26 protein-coding genes are annotated in these 25,387 nt (G+C 45.6%); 17 read left to right on the top strand and 9 right to left on the bottom strand.

The features are described 5' to 3' along the window. From ACWIP2_RS01335 to ACWIP2_RS01305, 7 genes are all read left to right on the top strand, one after another. Positions 1 to 1,896, top strand: coding sequence for a DUF349 domain-containing protein (locus ACWIP2_RS01335; protein ID WP_448518088.1), 1,896 nt, complete (start codon positions 1 to 3; stop codon positions 1,894 to 1,896). Positions 1,897 to 1,910: 14 nt separating this feature from the next. After that, on the top strand, positions 1,911 to 3,137 hold the full coding sequence (locus ACWIP2_RS01330) for an acyl-CoA dehydrogenase family protein (protein WP_448518087.1): 1,227 nt from the start codon (positions 1,911 to 1,913) through the stop codon (positions 3,135 to 3,137). 78 nt (positions 3,138 to 3,215) lie between these two features. After that, the gene (locus ACWIP2_RS01325; RefSeq protein WP_448518086.1) at positions 3,216 to 4,829 is read left to right on the top strand and encodes a hypothetical protein; all 1,614 of its coding nucleotides are present in this window, start codon (positions 3,216 to 3,218) and stop codon (positions 4,827 to 4,829) included. Then, entirely contained in the window at positions 4,826 to 6,865 is a 2,040-nt protein-coding gene (gene ligA, locus ACWIP2_RS01320; protein ID WP_448518184.1) for an NAD-dependent DNA ligase LigA, read from the top strand. The genes ACWIP2_RS01325 and ligA overlap by 4 nt, the downstream gene beginning before the upstream one ends. 107 nt (positions 6,866 to 6,972) lie before the next feature. Then, positions 6,973 to 8,223, top strand: a complete 1,251-nt coding sequence (locus ACWIP2_RS01315; RefSeq protein ID WP_448518085.1) for a hypothetical protein — start codon at positions 6,973 to 6,975, stop codon at positions 8,221 to 8,223. Continuing rightward, positions 8,210 to 9,328 carry a glycosyltransferase family 4 protein gene (locus ACWIP2_RS01310; RefSeq protein WP_448518084.1) on the top strand — a complete coding sequence of 373 codons (1,119 nt, stop codon included), beginning with the start codon at positions 8,210 to 8,212 and terminating at the stop codon, positions 9,326 to 9,328. Before ACWIP2_RS01315 ends, ACWIP2_RS01310 begins: the two co-directional genes overlap by 14 nt. A 61-nt stretch (positions 9,329 to 9,389) precedes the next feature. Continuing rightward, positions 9,390 to 9,875, top strand: coding sequence for a cytidine deaminase (locus ACWIP2_RS01305; RefSeq protein WP_448518083.1), 486 nt, complete (start codon positions 9,390 to 9,392; stop codon positions 9,873 to 9,875). A 4-nt stretch (positions 9,876 to 9,879) separates the two neighbouring features. On the opposite strand, the gene ACWIP2_RS01300 is transcribed toward ACWIP2_RS01305, so the two are convergent. Further along, positions 9,880 to 10,365, bottom strand: coding sequence for a GAF domain-containing protein (locus ACWIP2_RS01300; RefSeq protein WP_448518082.1), 486 nt, complete (start codon positions 10,363 to 10,365; stop codon positions 9,880 to 9,882). A gap of 148 nt (positions 10,366 to 10,513) precedes the next feature. Here ACWIP2_RS01300 and ACWIP2_RS01295 point away from each other — a divergent pair, with 148 nt between their 5' ends. Beyond that, positions 10,514 to 11,695, top strand: coding sequence for a trans-sulfuration enzyme family protein (locus ACWIP2_RS01295; RefSeq protein ID WP_448518081.1), 1,182 nt, complete (start codon positions 10,514 to 10,516; stop codon positions 11,693 to 11,695). Between the two features lie 7 nt (positions 11,696 to 11,702). Here the strand turns inward: ACWIP2_RS01295 and ACWIP2_RS01290 are convergent, their stop codons facing one another. The 3 genes from ACWIP2_RS01290 to ACWIP2_RS01280 all read right to left on the bottom strand — a co-directional run bounded on the left by ACWIP2_RS01290 (position 11,703) and on the right by ACWIP2_RS01280 (position 14,046). Then, a complete protein-coding gene (locus tag ACWIP2_RS01290) occupies positions 11,703 to 11,885 on the bottom strand; it encodes a hypothetical protein (protein ID WP_448518080.1) in 183 nt (60 codons plus the stop codon). Between the two features lie 580 nt (positions 11,886 to 12,465). Beyond that, positions 12,466 to 13,500 carry a nitrilase-related carbon-nitrogen hydrolase gene (locus ACWIP2_RS01285; RefSeq protein WP_448518079.1) on the bottom strand — a complete coding sequence of 345 codons (1,035 nt, stop codon included), beginning with the start codon at positions 13,498 to 13,500 and terminating at the stop codon, positions 12,466 to 12,468. 57 nt (positions 13,501 to 13,557) lie between these two features. Then, on the bottom strand, positions 13,558 to 14,046 hold the full coding sequence (locus ACWIP2_RS01280; RefSeq protein ID WP_448518078.1) for a hypothetical protein: 489 nt from the start codon (positions 14,044 to 14,046) through the stop codon (positions 13,558 to 13,560). A 145-nt stretch (positions 14,047 to 14,191) separates the two neighbouring features. On the opposite strand from ACWIP2_RS01280, the gene nth reads away from it, so the two are divergent. The 5 genes from nth (at position 14,192) to ACWIP2_RS01255 (ending at position 19,675) form a co-directional block, all read left to right on the top strand. Further along, positions 14,192 to 14,845, top strand: a complete 654-nt coding sequence (gene nth / locus ACWIP2_RS01275; RefSeq protein WP_448518077.1) for an endonuclease III — start codon at positions 14,192 to 14,194, stop codon at positions 14,843 to 14,845. A gap of 52 nt (positions 14,846 to 14,897) precedes the next feature. Then, a complete protein-coding gene (locus ACWIP2_RS01270) occupies positions 14,898 to 15,899 on the top strand; it encodes a quinone oxidoreductase family protein (protein ID WP_448518076.1) in 1,002 nt (333 codons plus the stop codon). Positions 15,900 to 15,903: 4 nt separating this feature from the next. Next, on the top strand, positions 15,904 to 17,418 hold the full coding sequence (locus tag ACWIP2_RS01265; RefSeq protein ID WP_448518075.1) for a DUF5723 family protein: 1,515 nt from the start codon (positions 15,904 to 15,906) through the stop codon (positions 17,416 to 17,418). Between the two features lie 42 nt (positions 17,419 to 17,460). Next, positions 17,461 to 18,828 carry a tRNA uridine-5-carboxymethylaminomethyl(34) synthesis GTPase MnmE gene (gene mnmE, locus ACWIP2_RS01260; RefSeq protein ID WP_448518074.1) on the top strand — a complete coding sequence of 456 codons (1,368 nt, stop codon included), beginning with the start codon at positions 17,461 to 17,463 and terminating at the stop codon, positions 18,826 to 18,828. A 295-nt stretch (positions 18,829 to 19,123) separates the two neighbouring features. Next, complete coding sequence (locus ACWIP2_RS01255) at positions 19,124 to 19,675, top strand: hypothetical protein (RefSeq protein ID WP_448518073.1); 552 nt, start codon at positions 19,124 to 19,126, stop codon at positions 19,673 to 19,675. A gap of 3 nt (positions 19,676 to 19,678) precedes the next feature. Here the strand turns inward: ACWIP2_RS01255 and ACWIP2_RS01250 are convergent, their stop codons facing one another. After that, on the bottom strand, positions 19,679 to 20,095 hold the full coding sequence (locus ACWIP2_RS01250) for a globin domain-containing protein (protein WP_448518072.1): 417 nt from the start codon (positions 20,093 to 20,095) through the stop codon (positions 19,679 to 19,681). Positions 20,096 to 20,147: 52 nt separating this feature from the next. Then, positions 20,148 to 20,744, bottom strand: coding sequence for a DUF4494 domain-containing protein (locus tag ACWIP2_RS01245; RefSeq protein WP_448518071.1), 597 nt, complete (start codon positions 20,742 to 20,744; stop codon positions 20,148 to 20,150). Between the two features lie 242 nt (positions 20,745 to 20,986). On the opposite strand from ACWIP2_RS01245, the gene ACWIP2_RS01240 reads away from it, so the two are divergent. After that, the gene (locus ACWIP2_RS01240) at positions 20,987 to 21,598 is read left to right on the top strand and encodes a cytochrome c oxidase subunit 3 (RefSeq protein WP_448518070.1); all 612 of its coding nucleotides are present in this window, start codon (positions 20,987 to 20,989) and stop codon (positions 21,596 to 21,598) included. A gap of 1 nt (position 21,599) precedes the next feature. Here ACWIP2_RS01240 and ACWIP2_RS01235 read toward each other — a convergent pair whose 3' ends face one another. Both ACWIP2_RS01235 and ACWIP2_RS01230 read right to left on the bottom strand, forming a co-directional pair. Continuing rightward, entirely contained in the window at positions 21,600 to 22,184 is a 585-nt protein-coding gene (locus tag ACWIP2_RS01235; RefSeq protein ID WP_448518069.1) for an LOG family protein, read from the bottom strand. A 3-nt stretch (positions 22,185 to 22,187) separates the two neighbouring features. Continuing rightward, positions 22,188 to 22,946 carry a C40 family peptidase gene (locus tag ACWIP2_RS01230; RefSeq protein WP_448518068.1) on the bottom strand — a complete coding sequence of 253 codons (759 nt, stop codon included), beginning with the start codon at positions 22,944 to 22,946 and terminating at the stop codon, positions 22,188 to 22,190. Positions 22,947 to 23,287: 341 nt separating this feature from the next. Between ACWIP2_RS01230 and ACWIP2_RS01225 the strand changes: the two genes are divergently transcribed. The 3 genes from ACWIP2_RS01225 to ACWIP2_RS01215 are packed head-to-tail and all read left to right on the top strand — an operon-like array spanning position 23,288 to position 24,697. Further along, the gene (locus ACWIP2_RS01225; RefSeq protein WP_448518067.1) at positions 23,288 to 24,280 is read left to right on the top strand and encodes a glycosyltransferase family 9 protein; all 993 of its coding nucleotides are present in this window, start codon (positions 23,288 to 23,290) and stop codon (positions 24,278 to 24,280) included. Beyond that, a complete protein-coding gene (locus ACWIP2_RS01220; protein WP_448518066.1) occupies positions 24,277 to 24,408 on the top strand; it encodes a hypothetical protein in 132 nt (43 codons plus the stop codon). Before ACWIP2_RS01225 ends, ACWIP2_RS01220 begins: the two co-directional genes overlap by 4 nt. Continuing rightward, positions 24,392 to 24,697, top strand: coding sequence for a nucleotidyltransferase family protein (locus ACWIP2_RS01215; protein WP_448518065.1), 306 nt, complete (start codon positions 24,392 to 24,394; stop codon positions 24,695 to 24,697). Before ACWIP2_RS01220 ends, ACWIP2_RS01215 begins: the two co-directional genes overlap by 17 nt. A gap of 264 nt (positions 24,698 to 24,961) precedes the next feature. On the opposite strand, the gene ACWIP2_RS01210 is transcribed toward ACWIP2_RS01215, so the two are convergent. After that, entirely contained in the window at positions 24,962 to 25,201 is a 240-nt protein-coding gene (locus ACWIP2_RS01210) for a transposase (RefSeq protein ID WP_448518064.1), read from the bottom strand. Positions 25,202 to 25,387 lie beyond the last annotated feature (186 nt).

Genomic DNA, 25,387 nt, shown 5'->3' with positions numbered 1-25,387 from the left:
ATGATTGATCCAACTGAAAATCGCAACGAAGCCTCTGAGCTTAATCAAGAATCGTTAGTCCCCGTATCTTCTTCGGAAGAGAACCATTTGCCAGCCGATGAAACAACCACGCATGATGAGCACATCGCTGAAGATGATGACCATGATTTGGATATCATTGGCGAGCAAGATTTTTCTCAATACACCAAAGAGCAACTTGTAGAAGCCTCTGCCAAACTCTTTGCCGAGAGTAACTTCAAAAAAGTTGATGAGCTACTGCGCTTGATGAAGGCAGAGGTAGATCGCATCAACAAGGAAGAACGGGAAGAAGCCTTGCAGAAGTTTTTGGCAGCCGGTGGCGAAAAAGATGCCTTTGAGTATAAGTCTGATGCGCAAATTGAAAAGTTTTATGCCAATTATAAAGCGCTCAAAGACAGAAAGGCAAAATATTACAACGAGTTGGAGAAACGTCGTCAGAAAAATTACGACGATAAACAGGCAATCTTGCAGGAAATCAAAACACTGGTAGAAGGTGGGGACACAGGAAAAGGCAGTTTTGAAAAATTGAAAGAGTTGCAGCAAAAATGGAAAGAGATTGGCCCCGTACCACCCCAGCAGGCAGACGTATTGTATAGTACATATGATGCTTTGTTGGATCGCTTCTACAGCCAGAAAAGCATCGAGATTGAACTCATCGAGTTGGATCGTCGCAAAAATTTGGCAGCCAAGCAAGAGATCTGCGAAAGAGCAGAGGCGCTTGCTACAAGTGAAAATATCAATGCAGCAATTTCTGCACTGAACAAACTCAAAGAAGAATATAAGTCGGTAGGTCCTGTGCCAAAAGACCAGCAGGAGGCTATATGGCAGCGTTTCAAAGCAGCTGCAGATGTAATATACGAGCGCAAGCGCAAGTTTGCCGATGAAATGCGCCGCATTCTCGAAGAGAACATGAAGGCAAAGCGGGAACTGTGCGTAAAAATAGAACCCTACGCAGAGTTCAATTCCGACCGAATCACAGAGTGGAACGCCAAGACCAAAGAGATCATGGCAATTCAAGCCGAGTGGGAGAAAATCGGTCCAGCCCCTAAGGAAGTCGCCAAAGATATCAACAAGCAGTTCTGGAGCAACTTCAAGCAGTTTTTTGCTGCTAAAGGTCGCTTCTTTGATCAGTTAGAAAAGTCTCGCCAAGATAACCTGAGCCAAAAAGTGGAACTTTGCCTGCAAGCCGAAGCCCTGAAAGAAAGTACTGATTGGGATGGTGCTACAGCTGCCCTGAAAAAACTACAGGAACAGTGGAAAAAAGTAGGTGCGGTGCCAGAGTCGCAGCGCGAAGCAATTTATCAGCGCTTCAAAGCTGCCTGCGATTATTTCTTTGAACGTAAACGAAACCGATCTCAAGCACAGGATAAAGAATTTGACAACAATCTGGCAAAAAAACGCGCTATCTGTGAACAAATAGAAGCGCTGGCAGCAGCTAAAGAAACAGATCTGGCCAAGTTAGAAGAACTGCACAAGGCCTTTCTGGCAGTTGGTTTTGTACCGCGCAACCAGATTGAAAAAATTGCTGACCGCTTAGATAACGCTATTTCTGCTTTCCTGAAAAACTTAAACAAGTCTGAAGAGGAGCGCGAAAAAATCAGATTCCAGTTGCAAATACAATCTTTGGAAGGAAACCCCGATGCAGGCAGAATTATTGCAAAGCAAGAGCAAACGCTGCGCAAGAAAATTGCAGCTATGGAAAATGACATTTCTCTTTGGAAAAACAACCTCGACTTCTTTGCCAATTCCAAAACAGCCGACAAACTGCGCAGCGAGTTCCAACTCAAAATTCATGCTGCCGAAGAGCGTTTGGAAAAGTTGCGTTCCCAGTTGAGGGCCTTAGTAAACACTGTCAATAAAAGTAAACAACAATCTTAAATATCCGGCAAACAATGGAAACTCTTCTGGCAGACAACATATTAGAGACAATTCAGCGCAAAAATGCCGCCGACTTGTTCGAACATCCGGATTTTTACGGCGTAGATGATTTGCTGACACCTGAGCAGCGCATGATTCGCCAGAGTGTGCGCGATTTTGTCAAGCGCGAAATCAGTCCAATTATTGAGGACTGTGCTCAGCGAAATATTTTCCCTTCATTCATTGTGCCTAAGTTTGGTGAGATTGGCGCTTTTGGCCCTACGATCCCTGTAGAGTACGGCGGCGGAGGCTTGGACTATATCTCTTACGGCATTATCATGCAGGAAATTGAGCGCGGCGACTCCGGTATGCGCTCTACCGCTTCTGTACAAGGTTCGCTCGTCATGTATCCAATCTATAAATTCGGCACCGAAGAGCAGCGCAGGAAGTATCTGCCTAAATTGGCTTCTGGTGAATATCTCGGCTGCTTCGGATTGACTGAACCCGATCATGGATCTAATCCTTCGGGCATGACGACCAATTTTAAAGACATGGGCGACTATTACCTGCTCAATGGCGCAAAAATGTGGATCAGCAATGCGCCTGAGGCGGATATAGCCATTGTTTGGGCTAAAAATGAGGCAGGCAGGATACACGGATTGATCGTTGAGCGCGGTATGGAAGGCTTTAGCACGCCTGTTACACACGGAAAGTGGAGTCTCAGAGCCAGCATCACCGGTGAGTTGGTATTCGACAACGTAAAAGTTCCCAAAGAAAACCTCCTGCCCAATAAGAGTGGTTTAGGTGCGCCAATGATGTGCTTAGATTCGGCTCGCTATGGTATCGCATGGGGCGCTATCGGCGCTGCGATGGACTGCTACGATACTGCGCGTCGCTATGCAATGGAGCGCATCCAGTTTGGTAAGCCGATCGCATCTTTTCAGTTGGTACAAAAAAAATTAGCTGAAATGCTAACCGAAATCACTAAAGCGCAGCTGGTAGCATGGCGATTGGGTGTTTTGATGAACGAAGGCAAAGCAACTACTGCACAGATTTCGCTTGCTAAGCGCAACAACGTAGCTATGGCGCTTGAGGTTGCCCGCGAGTCTCGCCAAATTTTAGGCGGTATGGGTATCACTGGCGAGTATAGCATCATGCGTCATATGATGAATCTCGAATCTGTTGTTACTTACGAGGGCACGCACGACATTCACCTGCTCATTTTGGGCAAAGAAATTACAGGAATTCCTGCCTTTGTCTGATCTTGCGTGTTAATCAACATGAGTTAAAACCCATCCCTGAGGGCTTTTGCCCTTAGGGATTTTTTATACAAAATAAAATTGTTGCAGGCAGTTGATTTCAGAGATGCGGCCTACTGGAGCAGTGCCGAGGCAGATATACGGGAAAAATTACTGTTTTTCCGTGAAATGCTGCGTGCTTGTCTGCACCCTTCGCTGACCAATCGCATCGCAGGAGATATTTTGCAGACCATGCAGGAAGCACTGTCAGCAGGTAAAAATACTCTACAGCAAACACCCCTATTTGCAGATGCAGCCGGGCTATTATCGGTTTCACAAGGCGGCACATGCGATGCTGTGAGTGAAGCAGAACGCCTATCATTGCCATTCCAGACACAGTCGGATGCTTTGCTTATCAATACGCTGCCTATCAAAGATGCTAAGTCGGTAAATATTATATGCACATCAGTAGCTGATTATATACAGGTCGCAAGTAAATTATCGGCATCAGAGATAAAAAATATTGGATTAGCAGATGTGGCTGCTTCGCCTTTGTTCCTATATGAACTTACGCAGCCCGATTTGTTTCACGCAATGGCAGCTAATGAGAAGTTGGTGCGGCAAATTGCTTCCCGAAAATATGCGCAGGTTATTGCAGAACTGCCGCGCAAAAAGCACTTGTCCGGACACCATTACACAGGACGTAACTTTCTGGCAACATGGTTTCAGTCTATAGAGCGGCTGATTCATCTGGAGGGATCAATCGTTCTGATAGCCGATGATAGACTATTGACGCACGTAAAGTTCCAACCACTGCGGATTTATCTTGCAGCGCGTTTTAGGACTTTACAGGTTTACAGAATCAATCGAGGTGGTAAAATTGCCATATTTTGTTCGTATAAAGGTGATTTCAGAAACTTTTATTGTCATTTTTATGCAAGTACTGAAAGTTTAATTGTTACATCGGGAGGGGAATGGCTTGCTGCTTCCGAGCAGGCCTTTTTTGAAGGTATGCCGCTTGTTGAGGTGCTGAATTGTAATTACAAGCTGCAAAAGTCTGATGATCAGCTTCTTATGAGCTTTGATCTACATGAGTATGATTGGGAAGCAACTGTTACAGATATGGCTTTACAGTATTTTAAGGCACATTACAAATTTGAAGAGCGCTACGAACAGGAGCAGGCAAGGCTTGTAGAAGCAGCACAGGGTTTGACCAATATAGACGATTTATTACAGTGTCGCTTGCATCCTGAATTAGTGCAGGAACTACGCCGATGGGTGCAGTGGGCAGAAAGCAAAGATGCAATACAATTAGTCAAAAAAATAGAAAAGCCCGACTATAATTTATCAAAGCAATTTGCCACTATAGCAAGACTTTTTGCAGACATTCATCGAAAATTTGAACGAATGGGTGCAAAGGCTGCCTTAGACAAAGAGAGTATGTCGGTAATTGAGTACTGGTTTGATCAACGTCTTAAAGAAATAGCTGTATTAGAGGCTTTCTTTGGGCATCCGGACTTTGACGCACCCGCATATACCATCAGTAAGGCAGATGTATTTTACTATACTTTTGCACTGGTACAATCGAAGGAGTATTTAGCCGCTTGCAGATTTCTTTTACGCCATTATCCCCCCCGAATTTACCCTGTGAATGATTTCAGAGCAATGGTCGAAGTCGGCAAGCAGTTGTGGAAACAATATATGCAACCAACATGACAACAGAGCAGGCAAAAAAGCGTATTTTAGAGCTATCTGAGCAGATCAATTACTACAATCATCGCTACTATCAGGACAGTGTATCGGAAATCAGCGATTTTGCTTTCGATCAGCTCATGAACGAACTGATTGCCTTAGAGCATCAGTTTCCTGAATTGATCCTGCCCGATTCGCCTACGCAGCGCGTTGGTGGAACAATCACAAAAGAATTCGTACAGGTCAGGCACAAATATCCGATGCTTTCGTTGGGGAATACCTACAACGAAGGCGAACTACTCGATTTTGACCAGCGTATCCGAAAAATGCTTGGTAATCAGCCGTTTGAATATGTATGCGAGCTAAAATGGGACGGCGTAGCACTAAGCATGACTTATCGCGATGGTTTATTTGTGCAAGGGCTTACCCGCGGCGATGGAGAACAGGGCGATGATATCACGGCAAACATTAAAACGATTCGGTCGCTGCCCCTACGCGTACAGGCAGATTTGCTGCCCCGTGAGTTCGAGATACGCGGCGAGGGCTTTATGAGCCGCGAAGTTTTTGACAGCCTTAACGAAGAAATTGCAGAAGAAAACGAAAAACGCGAAAAAGAAGGCAAGAAAGCGTTGAATTATTTGGCAAATCCTCGAAATGCAGCATCGGGTACGCTGAAAATGCAAGACTCTGCCGCTGTTGCTAAGCGACGAATTGATGCCTACATTTACGACTTGCTATGCGAGGATAACCCTTTTACAAGTCATTTGGAATCATTAGATTATCTCAAAAAAATCGGCTTTCAGGTTTCGCCATATTATCGCAAATGCGGCAATATGGAAGAGGTTTTTGCATTTATCAAAGAGTGGGAAAAAAAGCGTGTACACTTGCCGCTTGATACAGACGGCGTAGTCATTAAAATTAACAACTATGCACAGCGGGCAGAGTTGGGTTTTACTGCCAAGAGTCCGCGCTGGGCTATTTCCTACAAGTATAAGGCTGAAAGTGCAACAACGCAGTTGTTGTCTATTAGTTATCAGGTAGGGCGCACCGGGGCTGTTACCCCTGTCGCAAACTTGCAGCCTGTGAAGTTGGCAGGAACAACTGTCAAGCGGGCTTCCCTACACAATGCCAATGAGATTGCCCGATTAGATTTGCACGAAGGCGATGCGGTTTTTATAGAAAAAGGCGGAGAAATTATTCCCAAGATTACAGGGGTAGATATCACAAAGCGCAAGGCTGATGCCTTGCAAATTCGTTTTATTACCAACTGCCCAGAGTGCGGTACAGGTTTGGTCAGGAATCCCCGTGAAGCGGCTTTTTACTGTCCAAACGACAAGGGCTGTCCGCCACAACTCAAAGGCAAAATAGAACATTTTATTAGCAGAAAAGCCATGAATATAGACAGTATTGGCAGTAAAACAGTAGATCTTTTCTTCGAACGTGGGATAATACGTACACCTGCCGATTTGTATTTGCTCAAGCAAGAAGATATTTTACAGTTAGAGGGCTTTAAGGAGTTATCTTCACGGAATATTCTGAAAGGTATAGAAGCCTCTAAAAATCAGCCATTCAACCGCGTATTATTTGCGCTGGGTATTCGTTTTGTCGGAGAAACTGTTGCCGAAAAGTTGGCAGACTACTTTAAAAACATTGATGCGCTGGCTGCCGCAGATAGAGAGGCGCTGACAACCATACCTGAAATTGGCGAAAAAATTGCAGACAGTATTATTGCATGGTTTGCCGATGCTGATAACCGTGCGTATGTGCAGCGGTTACGGGCCGCCGGGCTACAATTCGAGGTTTCGGGTAGTCGCGAAACTCTTAGCAATAAATTGGCCGGTAAAACTTTTGTCATTTCGGGGGTATTTGCAAAATACGAGCGCGAAGAGTTGAAGAAACTCATTGCGCAACACGGTGGCAAAAATATAGGCTCGGTTTCATCTAAAACGGATTTTCTGCTGGCAGGTCAGGGGATGGGGCCTGCCAAACTGGAAAAAGCTGAAAAGCTGGGAGTTAAAATCATTTCTGAAGCAGATTTTGAACAAATGATTGCAGGCTAATGGGTTTTCAGGACTTACTTATAGCCCCTATTTACGGTATCGTAATTTTGGTAGTTATGTATTCGCTACGCAAGCGGATGTCACCACCACACCTGCGTAAATTTTTTATGCCGGCCCTGTTGCTGAAATTTGTAGGCGCTATCTTCTTAGGGCTGATCTATTTCTTCTACTATGGCGGCGGCGATACAGAACTTTATTACACATTAGCGCGCTATATAAGCCGTAGTTTTTACGAAAACCCTGCTGCATTTTTCAAATTGATTTTTGGCCCGCTGGAATACGACCCCGAGACTTTTCCGTACCTTTCGGTCAATATGTTTTACTATAGAAAGGATCACGATACCTATTTTTTGTTGCGATTAGTAAGTGTAGCTAATTTATTGACAGGAAATGTGTATTCAGCAAGCGCTCTGATTTTTGCTACATTTAGTTTTCTGGGCAGTTGGGCGTTTTATCTGGCCGTTGTGCATATTTATCCTACCTACTATCGTGCATTAGCATTGGCTATATTATTTATGCCATCTGTGATTTTCTGGGGATCGGGCATTATGAAAGACAGTGTAACATTTGGCGCAATGGGATTAGTCGTCTATAGTTTTTACTTTGGCATCATTCGTCGCGAAAATTTGCTAAGCAATGCGCTTATTGGTGGCTTAGGACTGTTTCTGATCATTTCTATTAAGATCTACATCATCTATTGCCTTCTTCCTGCGCTGATGCTGTGGCTCTTTCTTCGCTTTCGCGATCGGATGCGTTCCGGATTTGCCAAAGCGCTTTCTGTTCCCTTTTTGGTCGTCATAGGGGGTACACTCAGTTTTTTTGCAGTGCTCAAGCTGACCAGCGATACGGCATATAGCATCGAAAATATTGCCAATAAAGCTGAGGTAACTGCAACCTACTTGCATCAGCAAGCAGAGGGGCAGGGGTCTGCCTACGAGATACCCGAATTTGACGGCTCGCTGGGCAGTTTGGTGAGCTATGCGCCGCGAGGGATTACTATTACACTGTTTCGCCCGTTTTTGTGGGAAGTGAAAAGTCCCGTGCAGTTGATTGCTGCCTTAGAAGCTACTGTTTTTATCTTTCTCACGCTGCGCGTACTTTACAAGGTCGGGATTAGAAAAACACTGACGACAGTTTTTGCAGAGCATTTTGTATTTGCTGCACTTGTTTTTTCCATTGGATTTGCTTTTGCAGTGGGCGTAACTTCGGGTAATTTCGGTACACTTGTGAGATACAAAATTCCGATGATGCCCTTCTATGTGGCTGCGCTGATGATTATTTTGGAAAAAAATAAGAAGCCAAAAGTAGTAAGGGGCTTTAAATTTGCGCCTGCTAATGCTGCCTATGCGAAAGCCTAAGATACTTTTTGCAGTAAACCATCGCCTTGGACGTTCCCCCGGGCAGCGTTTTCGTTTCGAACAGTATTTAGCGGCGCTCGAAGCAGCGGGCTTTAGCTATGAGATTTCGCCGCTGATTCCTACAGCTGAAGACGATTTGGTTTTCTACGCTTCGGGTAATTATATCGGCAAACTGCGTATCATGCTACAAAGTCTTAGGATTCGCCTGCAAAACTTGCTACACATCAAATCATACGATATTGTTTTCTTGTATCGAGAAGCGCACTTTACGCGATTAACGCTGTTTGAAAAACTTTTTCGCCTGTTTGGTGTAAAAATAATTCTGGATTTTGATGATGCTATATGGCTTCCCGTGATCTCTGAGGGTAATCGGATGTTGGCATGGTTAAAAAATGCAAAAAAAATTGACTATATCATTCGCCTGAGCGATTTGGTGATTGTGGGCAATAGTTACCTAGCAACCTATGCCGCCCAATTCAACGACCGTGTGGAAATTATCCCCACAACCTTAGATACGACTATTTTTTATCCCGAAAATCCGCGCTTTGCGCAAGCACGACTGATGTATAAAACAAATAATCAGGCAGTTGTTATCGGCTGGACTGGTAGCTTCAGCACGATTGAGCATTTTGAGTACGGCATTCCCGCCTTACTTGCTATCAAGAAAAAATACGGCGATAAAGTGCGCTTCAAACTCATTGGCGACAGCCGCTATAAGAATGAAAGCCTTGATATTCAGGGTATTGCTTGGCATCCGGACACAGAGTTGGAGGAGCTGGGCGAGTTGGACATTGGTATCATGCCCCTGCCCGATACAGAGTGGACGCGAGGTAAATGCGGCTTCAAAGGATTAACATACATGAGCCTTGCTATTCCTGCGGTATTATCGCCTGTAGGTATAAATAAAGACATTGTGCAAGATGGTAAAAACGGCTATCTGGCAGCAACAACCGAAGAATGGATTGAAAAACTTTCGCTTCTAATTGAAAATGAGGAACTTAGAAAGCAGATAGGCGAGGCTGGCAAGCAGACAGTATGGGAATGCTACTCGCAGGCATCGCAAAAAGAGCGCTATGTAAATTTATTTAAGAGTCTGGTCAAGTAAGCATGGCAGTTTTGATATTCTCTGCTTTTTCGACTAATTTATGTGCTCTTTTTTCAAAAATATGGCACAAAAAATTCAAATAAATATTAGCCTGACCGCATACCAAAGCATAGATGAACTGCCCGCGACAGAGCGTCATTTATTAGAGCAAGCCAGACTGGCTGCAGAGAATGCTTATGCGCCCTACTCTAATTTTTACGTAGGTGCGGCACTTCTCACAAAGGAAGGCATCATAATCAAAGGAAACAATCAGGAAAATGCTGCTTATCCCTCAGGACTGTGTGCCGAGCGCACCGCCTTGTTCGCTGCAAGTGCTAATAATCCTGATTTACAGGTGCTTATGCTCGCTGTAACTGCACGTCGGAAAGGTGAAATGCACTACACGGCAGCCAACCCTTGTGGCGCGTGCAGGCAGGTAATAGCCGAATACGAGGACAAACAACAAAGCCCTATCCGCATAATCATGGAGGGGATTGATGGTGAGATCCGCGTTGCAGACGGCGTAGACGTGCTGCTGCCGTTTCGCTTCAGTAAAGACAGTTTGTAGATAATCAAACTAATTTATCAGCAATCCAGTGCGCTAATTCTTCTAAGTATTGGCGGTCTGTATCGTCGTAGTCGTTCAGTTCGGTGCTGTCCACGTCAAGTACCATCAGCACCTCGCCGTTTTTGATCACAGGAACCACGATTTCGGATCTGGAAAGCGAGCTACAGGCAATGTGTCCGGGGAACTGCTCTATATCGGGAACAATGACGGTTTGGGCTTGCTGCCATGCGTAGCCGCAAACTCCTCGTCCGAAAGGAATGCGCGTGCAGGCGATTGGCCCCTGAAATGGCCCCAATACCAGTTCGTTGTTTTTCACTAAGTAAAAACCTACCCAGAAGAAACCTAATCCTTGTTTGAGCGCGGCGGCGATATTTGCCAAATTAGCCGTCAAATCAGATTCGGTTTCGGTCAATGCCTTGATTTGCGGGAGGAGCGCTGCATATTTTTCTGCTTTGCTCGAAGAAATATCTATTGTGAGTGTTTCAGCCATATTGCAAAGTTAGTAAATATTCGAATGCAGATTTTCATTTAAAAGATATTCCACATTTGCTGTTGAACTTTTTAGCGCGAAGAACGCAATGTTTTACGCGGAAAACACTGAGGTTAAATTCGTTTAGTACAAATTATTAACTTGCGGTATGGAAAATCAAGACTGCCATTTTGAAACTTTAGCCATCCGCACACGGGCAGCACAGTCCGACTTTAGGGAGCATTCTGTGCCGCTGTACCTCACCTCCAGCTTTACATTTGAAGATGCGCAGCAGGCACAGGCGCTTTTTGCAGACGAAATTTCGGGCAATATTTATACCCGATTTTCCAATCCGAATAATACGGAGTTGATTGATAAACTTTGTCTGCTGGAAGGAACCGAAGACGGCATCGCTACAGCTTCGGGAATGGCAGCGATGTTTACCAGTATGGCGGCTTTGCTTCGGGCAGGCGATCATATCGTGGCTTCGCGCTCGGTTTTTGGCTCCACGCACCAAATTCTGACACAAATTTTGCCGCGCTGGGGCATCTCGCACACCTATGCAGATTTGGCACAGCCCGAAAGTTTTGAGCAAGCCATTCGGCCAACTACCAAAATGTTTTTTGTAGAAACGCCTTCTAATCCTGCATTAGATTTAATTGATCTGGAATGGCTGGGAAAATTAGCAAATTCGCGCGGTATTATCCTCAACGTAGATAATTGTTTTGCTACTCCTTATTTACAAACCCCAGCCAAATATGGGGCACATCTGATCACGCATTCGGCTACAAAATTTATAGACGGGCAAGGGCGCGTCATTGGCGGTGCCATTTTGGGAGCAAAGGAACTGATCAAAGAAATCCGCTTTTTTGCACGGCACACCGGACCTGCCATGTCGCCTTTTAATGCGTGGGTACTTTCCAAAAGCCTCGAAACGCTGGCTGTCCGCATGGAGCGCCACTGCGCAAACGCACAGGCAATCGCTGAAAGATTACTTGAAAATCAAGAGGTTATATGGGTAAAATATCCATTTTTGTCCACACATCCGCAGCATGAATTGGCACGTAAGCAGATGCGTTTGGGTGGTGGAATAGTTACTTTTGAACTCAAAGGCGGCATGGCGCGGGCGCAGCGATTTATGAATGCACTCCAAATGTTTTCGCTTACCTCCAATCTGGGAGATACGCGAACAATCGCGACACATCCTGCTACAACTACGCATTCTAAACTAAAAGAAGAGGAACGCGCAGCGGTTGGTATAACACCCGGATTGATAAGAATTTCTGTTGGTTTGGAGCATTCTGACGATATTTGGCGCGATATAGCACAGGCAATCGAACAATCTGTCTGATCTTTTATCAAGTAAGCCATAGAATAATGCCATTGACAATGGTGGTAAGCACCGGTGGGATCAGGTGGGCATAGCTCTTGGCCTTCTGCTTCCATTTACCGACCTCACTGATGCGTAGGCTATCGGCGGAGTGATCGGGTAGCACTGCCTTCTCAGGATTGTTGGGGTCGTAGAATAGCAAGTTCTTCATCGTCCATGAGTTATTCGCTCTGTGCGAACGGGCGCAGGTATCATGCCCCCTACCCTTGCTCTGCTCAAAAAATTATCGGAGCTTGTAATCCGATTCACAACCTCGCTAAGTCCTCCTACACCGTAGCAATTAGGAAAGGATCATCTCCCAACAAATCTAACCAATCAGATGGGCAATGCTACTCAAAATAACTTCACTGACCAGACTGATAGGCTGCTTGCGAGGCATGCTATTACCTTAGTTCATCGCAATAAAAAGATTTCAGGTGCGCCTACCTTAGAATCTGTTCTGTGATATATCCTGTTGTCCCAATACACTGACCATTGCGGTAAGATTGTATAAAAAACTGACGATAGCCGCAAGAAGTTGCTACCTGCATACACAAGTCATGGCTGTGGGATTCAAAAACCGGAAAACCCAGATAAAGTAGGCGGAAAGTCATTTTGGGTTTGCTTAACAAGTCTGTGTACGGCATATCACGTGTCCTCCTCTATTACCTTTACGCAGTACAATTACTGTACCCTTTACAATGATATACGTATTATGATGACAAAATGTCGCTCGAATCGTCAATAAATTTTCAGAATGAAATGGATTTTAAAATGCCCAGTTTATCTAAACGCTCAATAACTGAAATTTGTGTACGTACAAAGTGCTGACGGTCAGGATCTTGCACGAGTAATGTGTTGGGCGGATAAAAGCTGTGTTCAGCATAGCTTTGTGCGTAAAGCTCAAAACGTTGTCGGGCCAGTAAGTTGCCCATCGCAGGGCGATGGCGGAAATGGCGCAGGGCATTCAGGTCAATATCTGCATTGGCAACCATGCTCTCACCGTAGCCGGCTTCGGCAAGTACCAATCCATTGTAGTTGATAATTTTCGATACCCCATCGGTAGATGCAAACGGGATGGGCGTACCGCCCATGCCAGCTGAATTAGCAGAAACTACGTAGGCCATATTTTCGATCGCACGCGCCAGTTTGGCTACGTTCTTCTGCGTGAGCAGCGGACTGCCTACTTCCGAGGTATTATGCAAAAATACTTCCGCACCGCGCATAGCAAGGCAGCGGGCAATCTCCGGGTATAAGATTTCCTCAGAAGCAATACAAGCTAAGTTGCCTATGTCGGTTTTTGCAACAGGAAACACACCTTCCAAGCCATAAATATCAAGATATTTATCCCAAACATCGTGTGGCGTAGGGGCAAACATCGAGTTTAGTCGACGATAGCGCAGCACTACATCACCTGAAGGGGCAATGATAAAACTACATTGAAAATACAGATTAGGAAAGTGCTTATCGGTTTCGTAGGCATTGCCGCTAAGGTAGATGTTGTTGTCCTGTGCAATCTGTCCCAGCCATTCATACTCCTGACCATCAGGAGCTATACAAGCCTTGTACAGCCAGTTTTCGATACTTTCGCCCAGTGGAAAACCAGTCAAGAAGTACTCAGGCAATACCACTAAGCGCGTGTCTTTTCCAATAAAGCCAATCGAAGCACGAATCTGTTCGCCAATGCGCTGGATTTCGCGCCGGATATGTGCCGTAACGTCTTCGCGGGTTTGCAGACCGTTGACTGTATGGCAGGTGGTCTGCAAGGCAAGTGCTTTGTAGATCATGAGCGATAAATGTTTACGACAAATAACTACTTTTTACTGTAAACATCAAGACAGTAATTAACCTGTTTTGATAGTTTTCATAATGGCATGTGCGATGGGCTGCCATTCTTTGCGCACACTCGAAGGACAGGTGAAATTCACAATGTAAACACTCTCGCCTATGACGGTGTAAAGGATGTAGGTATAATTTACTATCGCGGGGCGACTAATAATTGCCTTCGGATCGCTGCGCACTTCAGAGATGAACTCAAAAACGGCATACTTGCGTCCGTTGATCGTTGTTATTTCCTCGTTGAGCATAGTTACGTTGGTAAACATTTCCATAATGCTCGACTTGTAAAAACTTTTAAGAATTGGCAGGTCCTCGTATTTCCATGAAGTTGTAGATACGTTTAAGCCAAAACTAACCACGGCGCGGCGGTCTGTAAAAAGAGCAACAGGCTTGCGATAGGTAAAGTAACGCTGTGCGATTTCATCATCCGTCATCGGGCGGAAATCCTCCGGGACTTGGGCAAAAATAGCTTCTGCCAGCTTAATCTTTTTCATTTTAGGCAGATCAGAGGCAGTCGTAAAAAGTAACCAGCCGAATAAAATCCAAGTAATATTCATAGGCAGATAACGGGTAGGTGTTTGATTAAAAGTGAGATACCTTTGCAAAGGTAGTTTTGCAAATCTGATACCGATTCTGAAAATGACCAAAAAACAAAAGGCGCGGGAAATTGCTGCAATCTTAGAGAGTTTATATCCCCAAACACCTGTACCGCTACAGCATTCAGACCCTTACACGCTCCTGATTGCGGTACTACTGTCTGCGCAGTGTACTGATGAGCGTGTAAATCAGATTACCCCACACTTGTTCAAACGCGCCAATAATCCTTTCGATATGGCAAAATTACCGGTAGAAGAAATCAGGGAAATTATCAAACCCTGTGGGCTTTCCCCGAAAAAATCGGTAGCGATTTCCGAGTTATCAAAAATTTTGATAGATAAATACAACGGCGAAGTACCGCAGAGTTTTGAGGCACTGGAAGCCTTGCCGGGGGTAGGGCACAAGACGGCTTCTGTTGTCATGTCCCAATGGTTTGGTGTGCCTGCATTTCCTGTGGACACGCATATTCACAGGCTGGCTGCGCGTTGGGGACTCAGCAGCGGCAAGAGTGTAGAAAAAACCGAAGAGGATCTAAAGAAACTTTTCCCCAAAAAAATGTGGAACAAGTTGCACTTGCAGATCATCTTTTTTGGACGGCAGTATTGTCCCGCACGTGGGCACGATCCTGCACAGTGTCCGATCTGCAGCCGCTATGGAGTCGAAATAAAGCCGGCGAAAAAATCGAAGACCAATTAACACACCCTAAAGGGCGTGCTACATTTTAACACAGGTACTTAAATCAATGAAAATGAGAGCTTTACAACTGACTGATCACCCCGAAGAGCGCATCCGGCTATTGGATGTGCCGCAACCTGTGCCGCAAAGCGGACAGGCCTTGGTGCGCCTGCTGGCAGCCGGACTGAACCACCGCGACCAGTGGATTCGCGAAGGAAAGTATCCGCACACGCGCCCGTTTTGCACTTTGGGCTCCGATGGCTGCGGTATAGTAGAAACTGTTGCCGATGCTGCTGATGCGCATTGGATAGGTAAAACGGTCATTATCAACCCCAACAAAGACTGGGGAAATAATCCCGCTGTGCAGGGCAAAGATTACCGCATTTTAGGCAATCCGGTAGATGGGACATTTGCAGAATTTATTGTCATTGAAACGGACAGATTGCATGAAAAACCAACGCATCTGACAGTAGAGCAAGCGGCGGCGCTGCCTTTGGGCGGATTGACCGCATACAGGGCTACTTGTAAATACGGCGCTGTAAAAGCAGGCGATAAAGTACTCATTACAGGTATAGGCGGCGGAGTAGCGCAGCTGGCGATGCTTTTTGCGCTGGCAGTTGGTGCAGAAGTATGGGTGAGCAGCAGCGACGAAGATAAAATCCGCAAAGCTGTTGCAATGGGTGCGAAAGGCGGAGTGAACTACCGCAGTGAAGACTGGGACAAACAAGTGATGACACAGACAGGCGGGCTGAATCTGGCCATAGACAGCGGTGGAGGAACAGGTTTTAGCCGACTGATTCGCCTAATGCAGCCCGCAGGCAAGATCGTTTTTTACGGTGCAACAGCCGGGCTGCCAACTACATTAGATTTGCATCGCATATTTTTTTATCAAATCACTATTCAAGGCAGCACGATGGGCAATGATGCAGAATTTGCCGAAATGCTGCAGTTCTGTAGGCAACACAGCATTGCACCTGTCATAGACTCGGTGCGACCCCTCTCGCAAATTATTTCTGCCTTCGATGAGATGAAATCGGGTAAACAATTTGGTAAATTGGTCGTCTCAATGACCTAATCGCATGAAATCAACCTTACTGAGCCTGCTGTTATGGATAGTTCCTTGGTGGCTGCTTGCACAAGCCGAGCGCAGTGTTTTTACAGCGGTCGGGCGTGGAGTAGCCACTACTTTTACTACTGATTATCAAACGATTGGTATTAATCCTGCCAATCTGGGCTTTAGAAAAAGTTTTCGCGACCCGAAGTTCACACTGGGGCTGATAGAGGCCAATGTATCCATGTTTTCCGGTACACTCAACCGTCGCGAACTGGTGCGAACTGTCTTTACTCCGCAAAATATCAACCTGTCGCAGGAGGAAAAAATAGAAGCCGCTCGTCGTTTTACAGACACACCCTTTGGATTCAACTTCGATGCGATGCTGGTTGGAGCAAGCATCTATGTTAAAAAAATAGGGGGATTTGCTTTTAGTATCAACGATCGGGTACAATTTTTCTCGCGACTCAACCAAACGGCCTCAGAAATTGTTTTTTTGGGCAATAATGCCTCCTACTTTCCATTTTTGTTGCTCTCCAACGGGCAAACAATCGCCAATCAGCCTAATTTAAGTCCCCGTATTCGCGAGCGAGTAGTAGCAGGATTCATTGACGAGGCAAACGCACAGAGCTACGGGCAGGTGTTAGACGGTTCGCGAGTTTCTTCTAACTGGTATCGCGAGTTTAACATCGCCTATGGTACAAGACTCGTGGACGAATATAATTTTGCGCTGCATATTGGTGGTGGAGTCCGCCTGCTGCGCGGTCTAGCACTGATCAATCTGGTAGCACAGAATGGGGAACTGATCCGTAATCATATTTCCATGTCTCCTACTTTTAATATGGATTTTGGCACGAATGCGCAAAGCAGCAATCCGAGTTTTGTAGGCTTGCAGGAAAATGTTTCGGATTTTCGCAAGGTGTTTGGCGCTACGCCCGTAGGAACGGGAACAGCCTTTGATATCGGCATCAACATAACAATTAAGCGCAATTTTTATCTGGGAGTTGCAGCTACAAATATTGGCAGCATCAATTGGACAGGCAATGCGTATAACCTTGCAGACAGTAAATTGCGTGAAATTCAAGGTAGCGGGATTAATACTTACAACCTATTGGTTACCTCGCAAAACAACCTCCAACTGGCAGGCGAGCGGGCGGCGCTGGAATGGCGCGGCACAAATAATATCCGCCAGCAACTGCCCGGCGTGCTGCGCATTGGTGCGAGTTATGAGTACTTCCGCACCTTCCATGTAGGGCTTGACGTGATTATGCCACTAACAGAGGCTGCAACCAATATCGAGCGCCCGATTATTGCTATCGGCGGCGATTACAGACTCAATCGCTGGCTGAAAATTTCAACAGGCTTTAATCTGGACGGCTACCAGACAGAAAAAGTAAATTTTCCTGTGGGAATTGCCTATATTGCCAGCCGTCGCTTCTTTGAAATGGGTGTTTCAACCCGCGATCTGATGACTTTTTTTGCTGCTCCCCCCGGTGGAAGTAATGTATCTTTTTCAATGGGCTTTGCGCGGTTTAAGTGGTAAGCCCTTCAATCTTTTGTAAATTTGTTACTCACTTAGAAGCCGATGCTCAACGATACCATCATAGCGCTGGCAACACCGCAAGGCATAGGAGCGATTGCTGTCATCCGTCTTTCAGGGCAGGATGCTATCAGTGTTACCGATCGTTTTTTTCAGCGGGCAGGCAAGCATAAAAAATTACTTGCTGAACAAAAAACACATACTGCCCATTTTGGTAATATAGTCGCCGAAGATGGAGAAATTATTGATGAAGTAGTGGTTACAGTTTTCATTGAGCCACAATCTTTCACCAAAGAAAACGTGGTAGAAATCTCCTGCCACGGCTCGCCGTTCATTGTGGAGCGCATCATCAGGCTTTTTTTGACGGCAGGAGTGCGCCTTGCTAAACCCGGAGAATTTACACAGCGGGCATTTCTCAACGGACGCTTTGATTTGGCACAAGCCGAGGCGGTGGCAGACCTCATCGCCGCTGATACTGAATCGGCTCGACGCAGCGCCCTCCACCAAATGCGCGGTGGCTTTTCCAACGAAATCAAAAAATTGCGCGAAGAGTTAATCAATTTTGCATCGCTGATAGAATTAGAACTGGATTTTGGCGAAGAAGATGTAGAGTTTGCCGACCGCGCACAGTTAGCCCGTTTGGTTCAGCAAATTGTTGCCTTTTTGGAGCGACTGATGCAGTCCTTCTCACTGGGCAACGTACTCAAGAATGGTGTGCCAACTGTAATTGCAGGCAAGCCCAACGCAGGCAAATCTACCCTGCTCAATGCGCTACTCAACGAGGAAAAAGCCATCGTCAGCGAAATTCCGGGTACTACCCGCGATTTCATTGAGGATACGCTGGTGATTGAGGGCATCAACTTCCGCTTCATTGACACCGCCGGACTGCGCGAAACCGACGACCGCATAGAGGCGCTCGGAGTAGCCCGTACCCGCGAAAAGATGGCGCAGGCAGCGCTCATTATCTACCTTTTTGACATATTGGAAACTTCTGCCGATGAAGTAGCAGAAGCAGCAAGAGAATTACAACAGATGGGTAAATCTTATTTGCTGGTGGGTAATAAAGTAGATAAAGCTACCCCTGATTTCCCTCATCATCCTGATATTATTCGCATATCAGCGGCACAAAATATCGGTTTGGATGTGCTGAAAACTGCCCTGCTGAAAGCCGCCAATGCCCGCCCCGTAGCTGTTGGCGAAACCGTTGTTACCAACCTACGGCACTACGAAGCCCTCAGCAACGCCCACCGCGCCCTTTCTGACGTGCTCAAAGGGCTGCAAAGCCACGTTACCGCCGACTTCGTAGCGATGGACATCCGCCACGCACTCCGCGCCTTAGGTGAGATTACAGGTGAGATAACAACCGAAGATTTGCTGGGAAATATTTTCAGCAAGTTTTGCATCGGAAAGTAACCAACACAAAACAACCCAATACAAAAACAGTTAAGCAACCTACTAAAGCCCTGAAACAAGGGCTTTTTATATTGCTACGAATTATTTTGTGATGCTATGCGTTTATTAGAGGGTGTCCAAAAAGTAACACGGACTTTAGTCCGCGATTTGTTAACCACTTGATAATCAAATAGCTACAGACCAAAGTCTGTGCTAAATTGAGCTTTTTTTGGACAGTCTCTACAGGGCAATAATTATACTACCTTCAAAAATGTATCGTTTACGAACATTTCAGAATGCTCCAAGTTTAAACAACATGAAAAATCTGCTTTTCATCGGATTGTTGATCGGCTGCTTCGCCTGCAATCCTGATAAAGACACTAAGGTAAATAGCGAAGAGGTGCATTTTAATACTTCGGCAAGTTCGGTGCTGTTCTTCAAAAATGTCCGACAACTCTACTACGAACGTCAGGAAAATCAGGCCGCTAAGGCGATTATCTACCGCATGAGAGAGCGGGTACGCGACAAGAACATCCCGCTGCTTTATCCTTCGATTGTACTTTTATGGGCACAGGACGAAGCAGCGGTTATTCTGGAAAAAAATGAATTTTTAGCTGATACAGACACCCTGCGTTTGGTATGGACAGATACCATACAGCATATCGAAGGTGAGTATCTATTTCCCAACGGCGATAAACGGACACACTACAAGCTGGCAGCACAGATCTACCGAAGCATTCAGGAGAACCATCAACTTTGGCTGGTAACAGATTCTGCAAGGATTCCATTTCTTGCGAATGAACGGCAACGCGAACCATTTCGCAAGACAATGATTGATTATTTCCGGTTGGTCAATGTGTTGAGATAGTGTCTATCTACTAAGTGCCGAAATATGATTTGCAATTGCATCGCCTACAGCTTTCATTACCTCGTGCCATGCTTTAGAATATTCGGGCTTCCAACGCTCAGCGCGCGCACTGGCGATAGTTTCTACAAACAGGTCAATAAAAGGCTGGAAGTATTCGGGCTTTACACCGTATTTGACGTGTCTACTGGCGAGTGAACGAACCTCTTCACTAATATGATCGAGTTTATCGAGTTTAGTAACCACAAGCGTAATTGCAAATGCAAGTTTCTTGTGCTGATCTTTATCATTTTTAAATAGTTTTTTGTATTCAGGATGTCGCCTGAAGAGTTCATCGTAAAATAGCCGGCCTATCTCAGGCCCATGACCAATTAGATCGCCCCACGTCTCTTTGACGATCTGAATGCTCTTTTGACTTACCATTAGCATGTTTGTGATTGCAATGTTTCTTTAAACTAATTTATGTGTGATGCTGCTAAACAGCTGCGGAGGCTTCACCGGGCCGCCCCTCGCCTGAAAAGTCTTCCTTAGTAGGCTGTTCGATGTCAAACTCCTCGATGATTTCTTCCTCCTCCTCGGCGAAGGTGTCGTCTATTTCCGGAGCCTGTACGCGCTTTAAACGCCCTGCGTTGATTGCTTCCTCTTCCTCAGAAACATAAGGAATTACCTCGATAATCGGGCTGAGATTTACGTCGGTTATATCGTAGGGAATAATCCATGATTGGAGTTGTTCGTCTATGCGCTCAATCGCTTGTCGGCAGTTTTGCGCAGAGACCAACATGAGCGAGGTGAAACGCTTTTCCTTTCCGTTGGATTCGTCCATGTCATAATAGGCAACCTTACATTTGTACCACGTTTCGCAATCTTCGTAATTAAAAATTTCCTTGAATCCGGTTTTGGAAACACTTTGAATTAAAAAATCGGGAATAGTGCTGCCCAAGCTTCTGTAGAGCCGTGCCTCAGCATCGGTAAAGGAAACAGCATCTACCAGATAGGTTTCAGAAACCATTTTTACTTTGTCGTTTTCCAAAAACTTTGCATATTGAATCTTACATTGAAACCAAGTTGCCATGATGGTGGGTTTAAAATCGAGGTGCCAAATTATCAGATCTTGCAATCAAATGCAAATTAATAAAAATTGATTATATGCCCAAAGTGTCGTTAAAATTAGGCTGATTCTTGTTTGCCCATTGGCAAATAGACACGCGCCAATCGCCTGTTTTTACGTCAGACTCCACAAATGCAGGAAATTACTTACCAAGCAAAACAAACTTGAAGTTTAAACCTTAGTTCTAATCTTATGGTTTTATATAAATGAAAGCAGCAGAAAAAGATTCCCCTTCACTTATCAAACGTCTGGAAAAGATACATCCGCACATGATGCTGATGTATGTGAGTGTTATTGGCAGCTCGCTGATTTTCTTCTTTCTTTCGATACTATTCATTGGTGCGGCACTGCAACAACAAGTTAGCATTTCGCTGCCCAAGTCTTTTGTTTTCAGTACTGCTGTGCTGCTGATGAGCAGCTATTTTGCTCATCAATACATACAGCACTTCAAGAACGATCGCCCTCGGGAACTTAGCCACGCCGTCAACGGACTGCTCATTACAGGTATTATTTTCACTTTGTCGCAGTTGATTGGCTGGATGGAGCTTTCAGGGAGTGGCATACATTTTACAGGCAAACCCGCAGGAGCTTATTTGTATATTCTCTCCGGGCTGCATGTTATCCACTTGGTTGGCGGTTTGATCTACACTTTTGTACAGGCGAAAACAGCCATGCGTATCAAGAAGGATGCCGTACAGGCGCTGATTGTTATGAGCAGCCAATACGAATTGGTTAAAGCGCGTATGCTGGTTGTGTATTGGCACTTTTTGGATATTGTATGGATAATATTGTTTGTTTTCTTCCTGCTGCTGCTCTAAATCAGGTCTCACTGCGGTTTTTCATTAGTTTTTGTACTGTAAACGGATGATACGCCTGCATTTTGTAGTATAATTGCTCAAGATCAGTATCGTCTAAAAGCATAGCTCTGTGTTCGGGTTTATAAAAGCCCTGAAGCACGGCATGGTCAAGAAAATCCAGCAGTTTGTCGTAGTAACCATTTACATTAAGCAAGCCAACAGGTTTCTGATGCAGTCCCAATTGTGCCCAGGTCAGCACCTCGCACAACTCCTCAAAAGTTCCCATCCCTCCGGGGAGGGCAATAAAACCATCGGACATTTCAAACATACGGATTTTGCGCTCGTGCATACTTTTGACAACAATGAGTTCGTTGAGCCTGTTGTGTCCAACTTCTGCCGTAAGCAGAAATTCGGGAATAATACCCGTTACTTTCCCTCCACATCTGAGCACCTCATCGGCAACAGTACCCATCATCCCAACGCGCCCTCCGCCGTAGATCAGGCGCAGATGGTTAGCAGCAATCATTCGCCCGACAGCCGATGCAGCCTGTAAATAGACCGGATCATTGCCGCCGTTGGCACCACAATACACACAAATTGATTTCATAGCTCAAATAACACGACGCGCTCCGCGATAGCGCGGGGCAAAATAACTGGTAAAAATCGGTTGTTCGACAACCCCTCGGGAGGTGCTGGCATGAATAAACGTCGCCTCTTGCGGCATACCGCCCTTAGTAACAATTCCTACGTGCGAAATGCGCTGCGGATCGCTGTCTGTTGTTGCAAAAAACACAAGGTCGCCGGGTTGCAGATTGTCCACACTGACAGAAACTCCTTGCAGGATCTGATCGCGGGAAGAGCGCCCCAGACTGACGGGAATCCCCGCCTCCCTGAATACTAATTGCGTGAAAGAGGAGCAATCCAGTCCGGTAGCACGCGTAGTGCCGCCAACGCGGTAAGGTGTACCAATCAGCGTTCTGGCATGGGCCAACAGCCGGTTAATCATTTCGGCGCGTTGTGCATTGGTCGAATTATTGGGCGGCACAATCACAGACTGGCGGTTAGCCTCTATCAACGCATTGAAAAAGTCATCGAAAACCTGCTGATGGATGCGCAGGTCTATCTGGCAGGCAACCACGTTGCCTTTGCTATCTTTTATAAATTGCAGCCCTCGCGTATTGCCCGCACCGATCAGCTTGTCAAAAAAGCGCTCGAAAGCCTGCTGGTGCATGACTATATCAACCTGTGCTCCCCAGAGATTGCCCTTGCTGTCTTTTAGAAAAGTAATGCCCGGTATGTTCATCTTCAGATCATTGGTAGTTATGATGAAAAAAATCGCAGCGCGTTTCTTATTTTTACCAACAAGCATGCGCCTGTTATGGCAGTTAATTTAGCAATTTTTATATAGATGAAAAAAATCAGCCGGCAAGGTATCTTCCAAATCTTTTTTTCTGATGTTGATAACAGCCTGTACAACCCTCTGCTCCCGATACGGCAGAGGCATCACAACTCGATCATGTAGCAAAAGCACCTGATAACTTGCTCGATAGCAGATGGCTCTCCGAACTGTGCAAAGAATCGGTTTATTATTCCAAAGGAAAAATAACAAGAGCTTCTACTACCTGATCTATGATCCCGAAGAAAGGCAGTTTTTTACCTTTACTATTGGCTATGAATGACTACTTTCGCGCTCAAAAATAAGCTCCTGATATGCCGCAGCGCCTGCTCATCATACAAACTGCCTTCATTGGAGATGTGATTCTTGCTACTGCATTGGTAGAAAAAATCTACCGGCATTTTCAAGGACAGGTTGAAATTGATTTCTTGCTGCGCAAAGGCAACGAGAGTTTGCTGGAAGCGCATCCACATATCCATCGCCTGTGGGTGTGGGACAAGCAAGCGGGTAAGTATCGCAACATGTGGCGGCTCATCAGTCAACTGCGCAAGCAAGGCTACTCTCACGCCATCAATGTGCAGCGATTTGCTGCATCGGGAATATTTACAATCTTTTGCGGCGCAAAGGAAACCATCGGCTTTGCCAAAAACCCGATGAGCGCGTTTTTTACACGCAGCTATCCGCACCCTTTCGGCGATGGTACGCACGAAACAGAGCGCAACCAGCAGCTAATCAGCACCTTAACTGATGCCACGCCCGCCAAGCCGCGCCTGTATCCGCTGCCCAAACACTATGAGCAGGCAGCGACTTTCGGACAAACGCCTTACGTTTGCATAGCGCCCGCCTCGGTGTGGTTTACCAAGCAATTTGCTGTTGACAAGTGGATCGAGCTAATCGGTAAAATCCCTGCCGACGTACAGATACTCTTGCTCGGCGGCAAGGACGACTCTGCACTTTGCGAACAAATCAGTCGACAGGCAGGGCATCCCAAGGTGCAAAATCTGGCGGGTAAGTTAGGACTATTGGCTTCTGCGGCACTCATGCAAGGTGCGCAGATGAACTATGTCAACGATTCGGCACCGATGCACTTAGCCTCTGCCGTCAATGCGCCCGTTTGTGCGATTTACTGCTCCACCGTTCCCGAATTTGGCTATGGACCGCTGTCAGATAAAAAATTCATCATTCAGACTGCTGAAAAACTTGACTGCCGCCCGTGTGGTATGCACGGACACAGCAGTTGTCCCAAAGGACATTTTAAGTGTGCCACAACAATTTCAAGTGATGAAATAATCCGTCAGACACTATGAAGCTGGGTATTACTTACTACGGCATCAACTTTGCACAGGAAACATTGATTTTATTGCCTGATTTCATCAAAGATGCGCAGGCTATTACCGATATAATCAACCAGTTGAACGATGCTGCTGAGAGATAAAGACCGACGAGCACTCTGCGAAATTTTCAAGACCTCGCCCGTTCCAATAGAAGTCTGGGCGTATGGCAGCCGCGTAAACGGAACCGCACACGATACCAGCGATCTGGATTTGGCGATTCGCACTTTTGACCTGACACCTTTGCCTTTGGCTGTTTTTACAGACTTGAAAGCGCAAATTCGCGAAAGCAATATACCAATCCTCGTAGATTTATTTGACTGGACGAAGTTACCCGAGTCTTTTCAGCACAGCATGAGGTGCTTTTTACTACCGATGTTTGATTTATTTTAAGATAGGACGCAGACAGGCTAAAAAGAACTTACAAACCTTGCTAAAAGCCTTTTGTTTTCCGTAATGATCTCAGCATGTGCGGTCATTCCTTCTTTGTAGACCAGTGTTTTATGGTATGTTGTTGAAAGCCCTTGCGGCAACACTACCCGACCTAAGAAGATACTATCCTGAATAGGAACTTCAGAAACAAAAGATAGCTCCCCTCAACTGTACCAAACTCCTGATGTGGATAGCCATGAAACTTGATTACAACTCATCTCAAAACTATCTAAGTAGCATAATCATGGCAGCCAGTTTGACAAATCCTGCAAAATTGTCTAAATGATATTCGTATTTGGTTACGCATCGTCTGAAGTTTTGTAGCCAGGCAAAAAAACGCTCTACTTTCCAACGTCTTTTATAGCGGCGTAACTTTCGACCGTCTTGACTGGCTGGCTTCTTACGACTACTACGATGAGGGGCAATCAGGTCAATATCATATCGTTCACTTAAGTCCTTGTCCATTTGCCCTGACTTTTGTCAATGACCTGCACACTGATCAGGCTGCTCTTGTTGGGCTTTTTGCGTACAAACATGCCTCAAAGGTATGAATCCAAACCTCTGGGACACCCAAAATACAAATTGAAAAATCGCAAATGTCTAATTATCAAATAGTTGTAAATTAGTGTCATTTTTTCTGCGGAAGTCAGG

The sequence above is a fragment of the Rhodoflexus sp. genome, from assembly GCF_053489755.1.
This window is presented reverse-complemented; position numbering and strand designations above follow the sequence as displayed.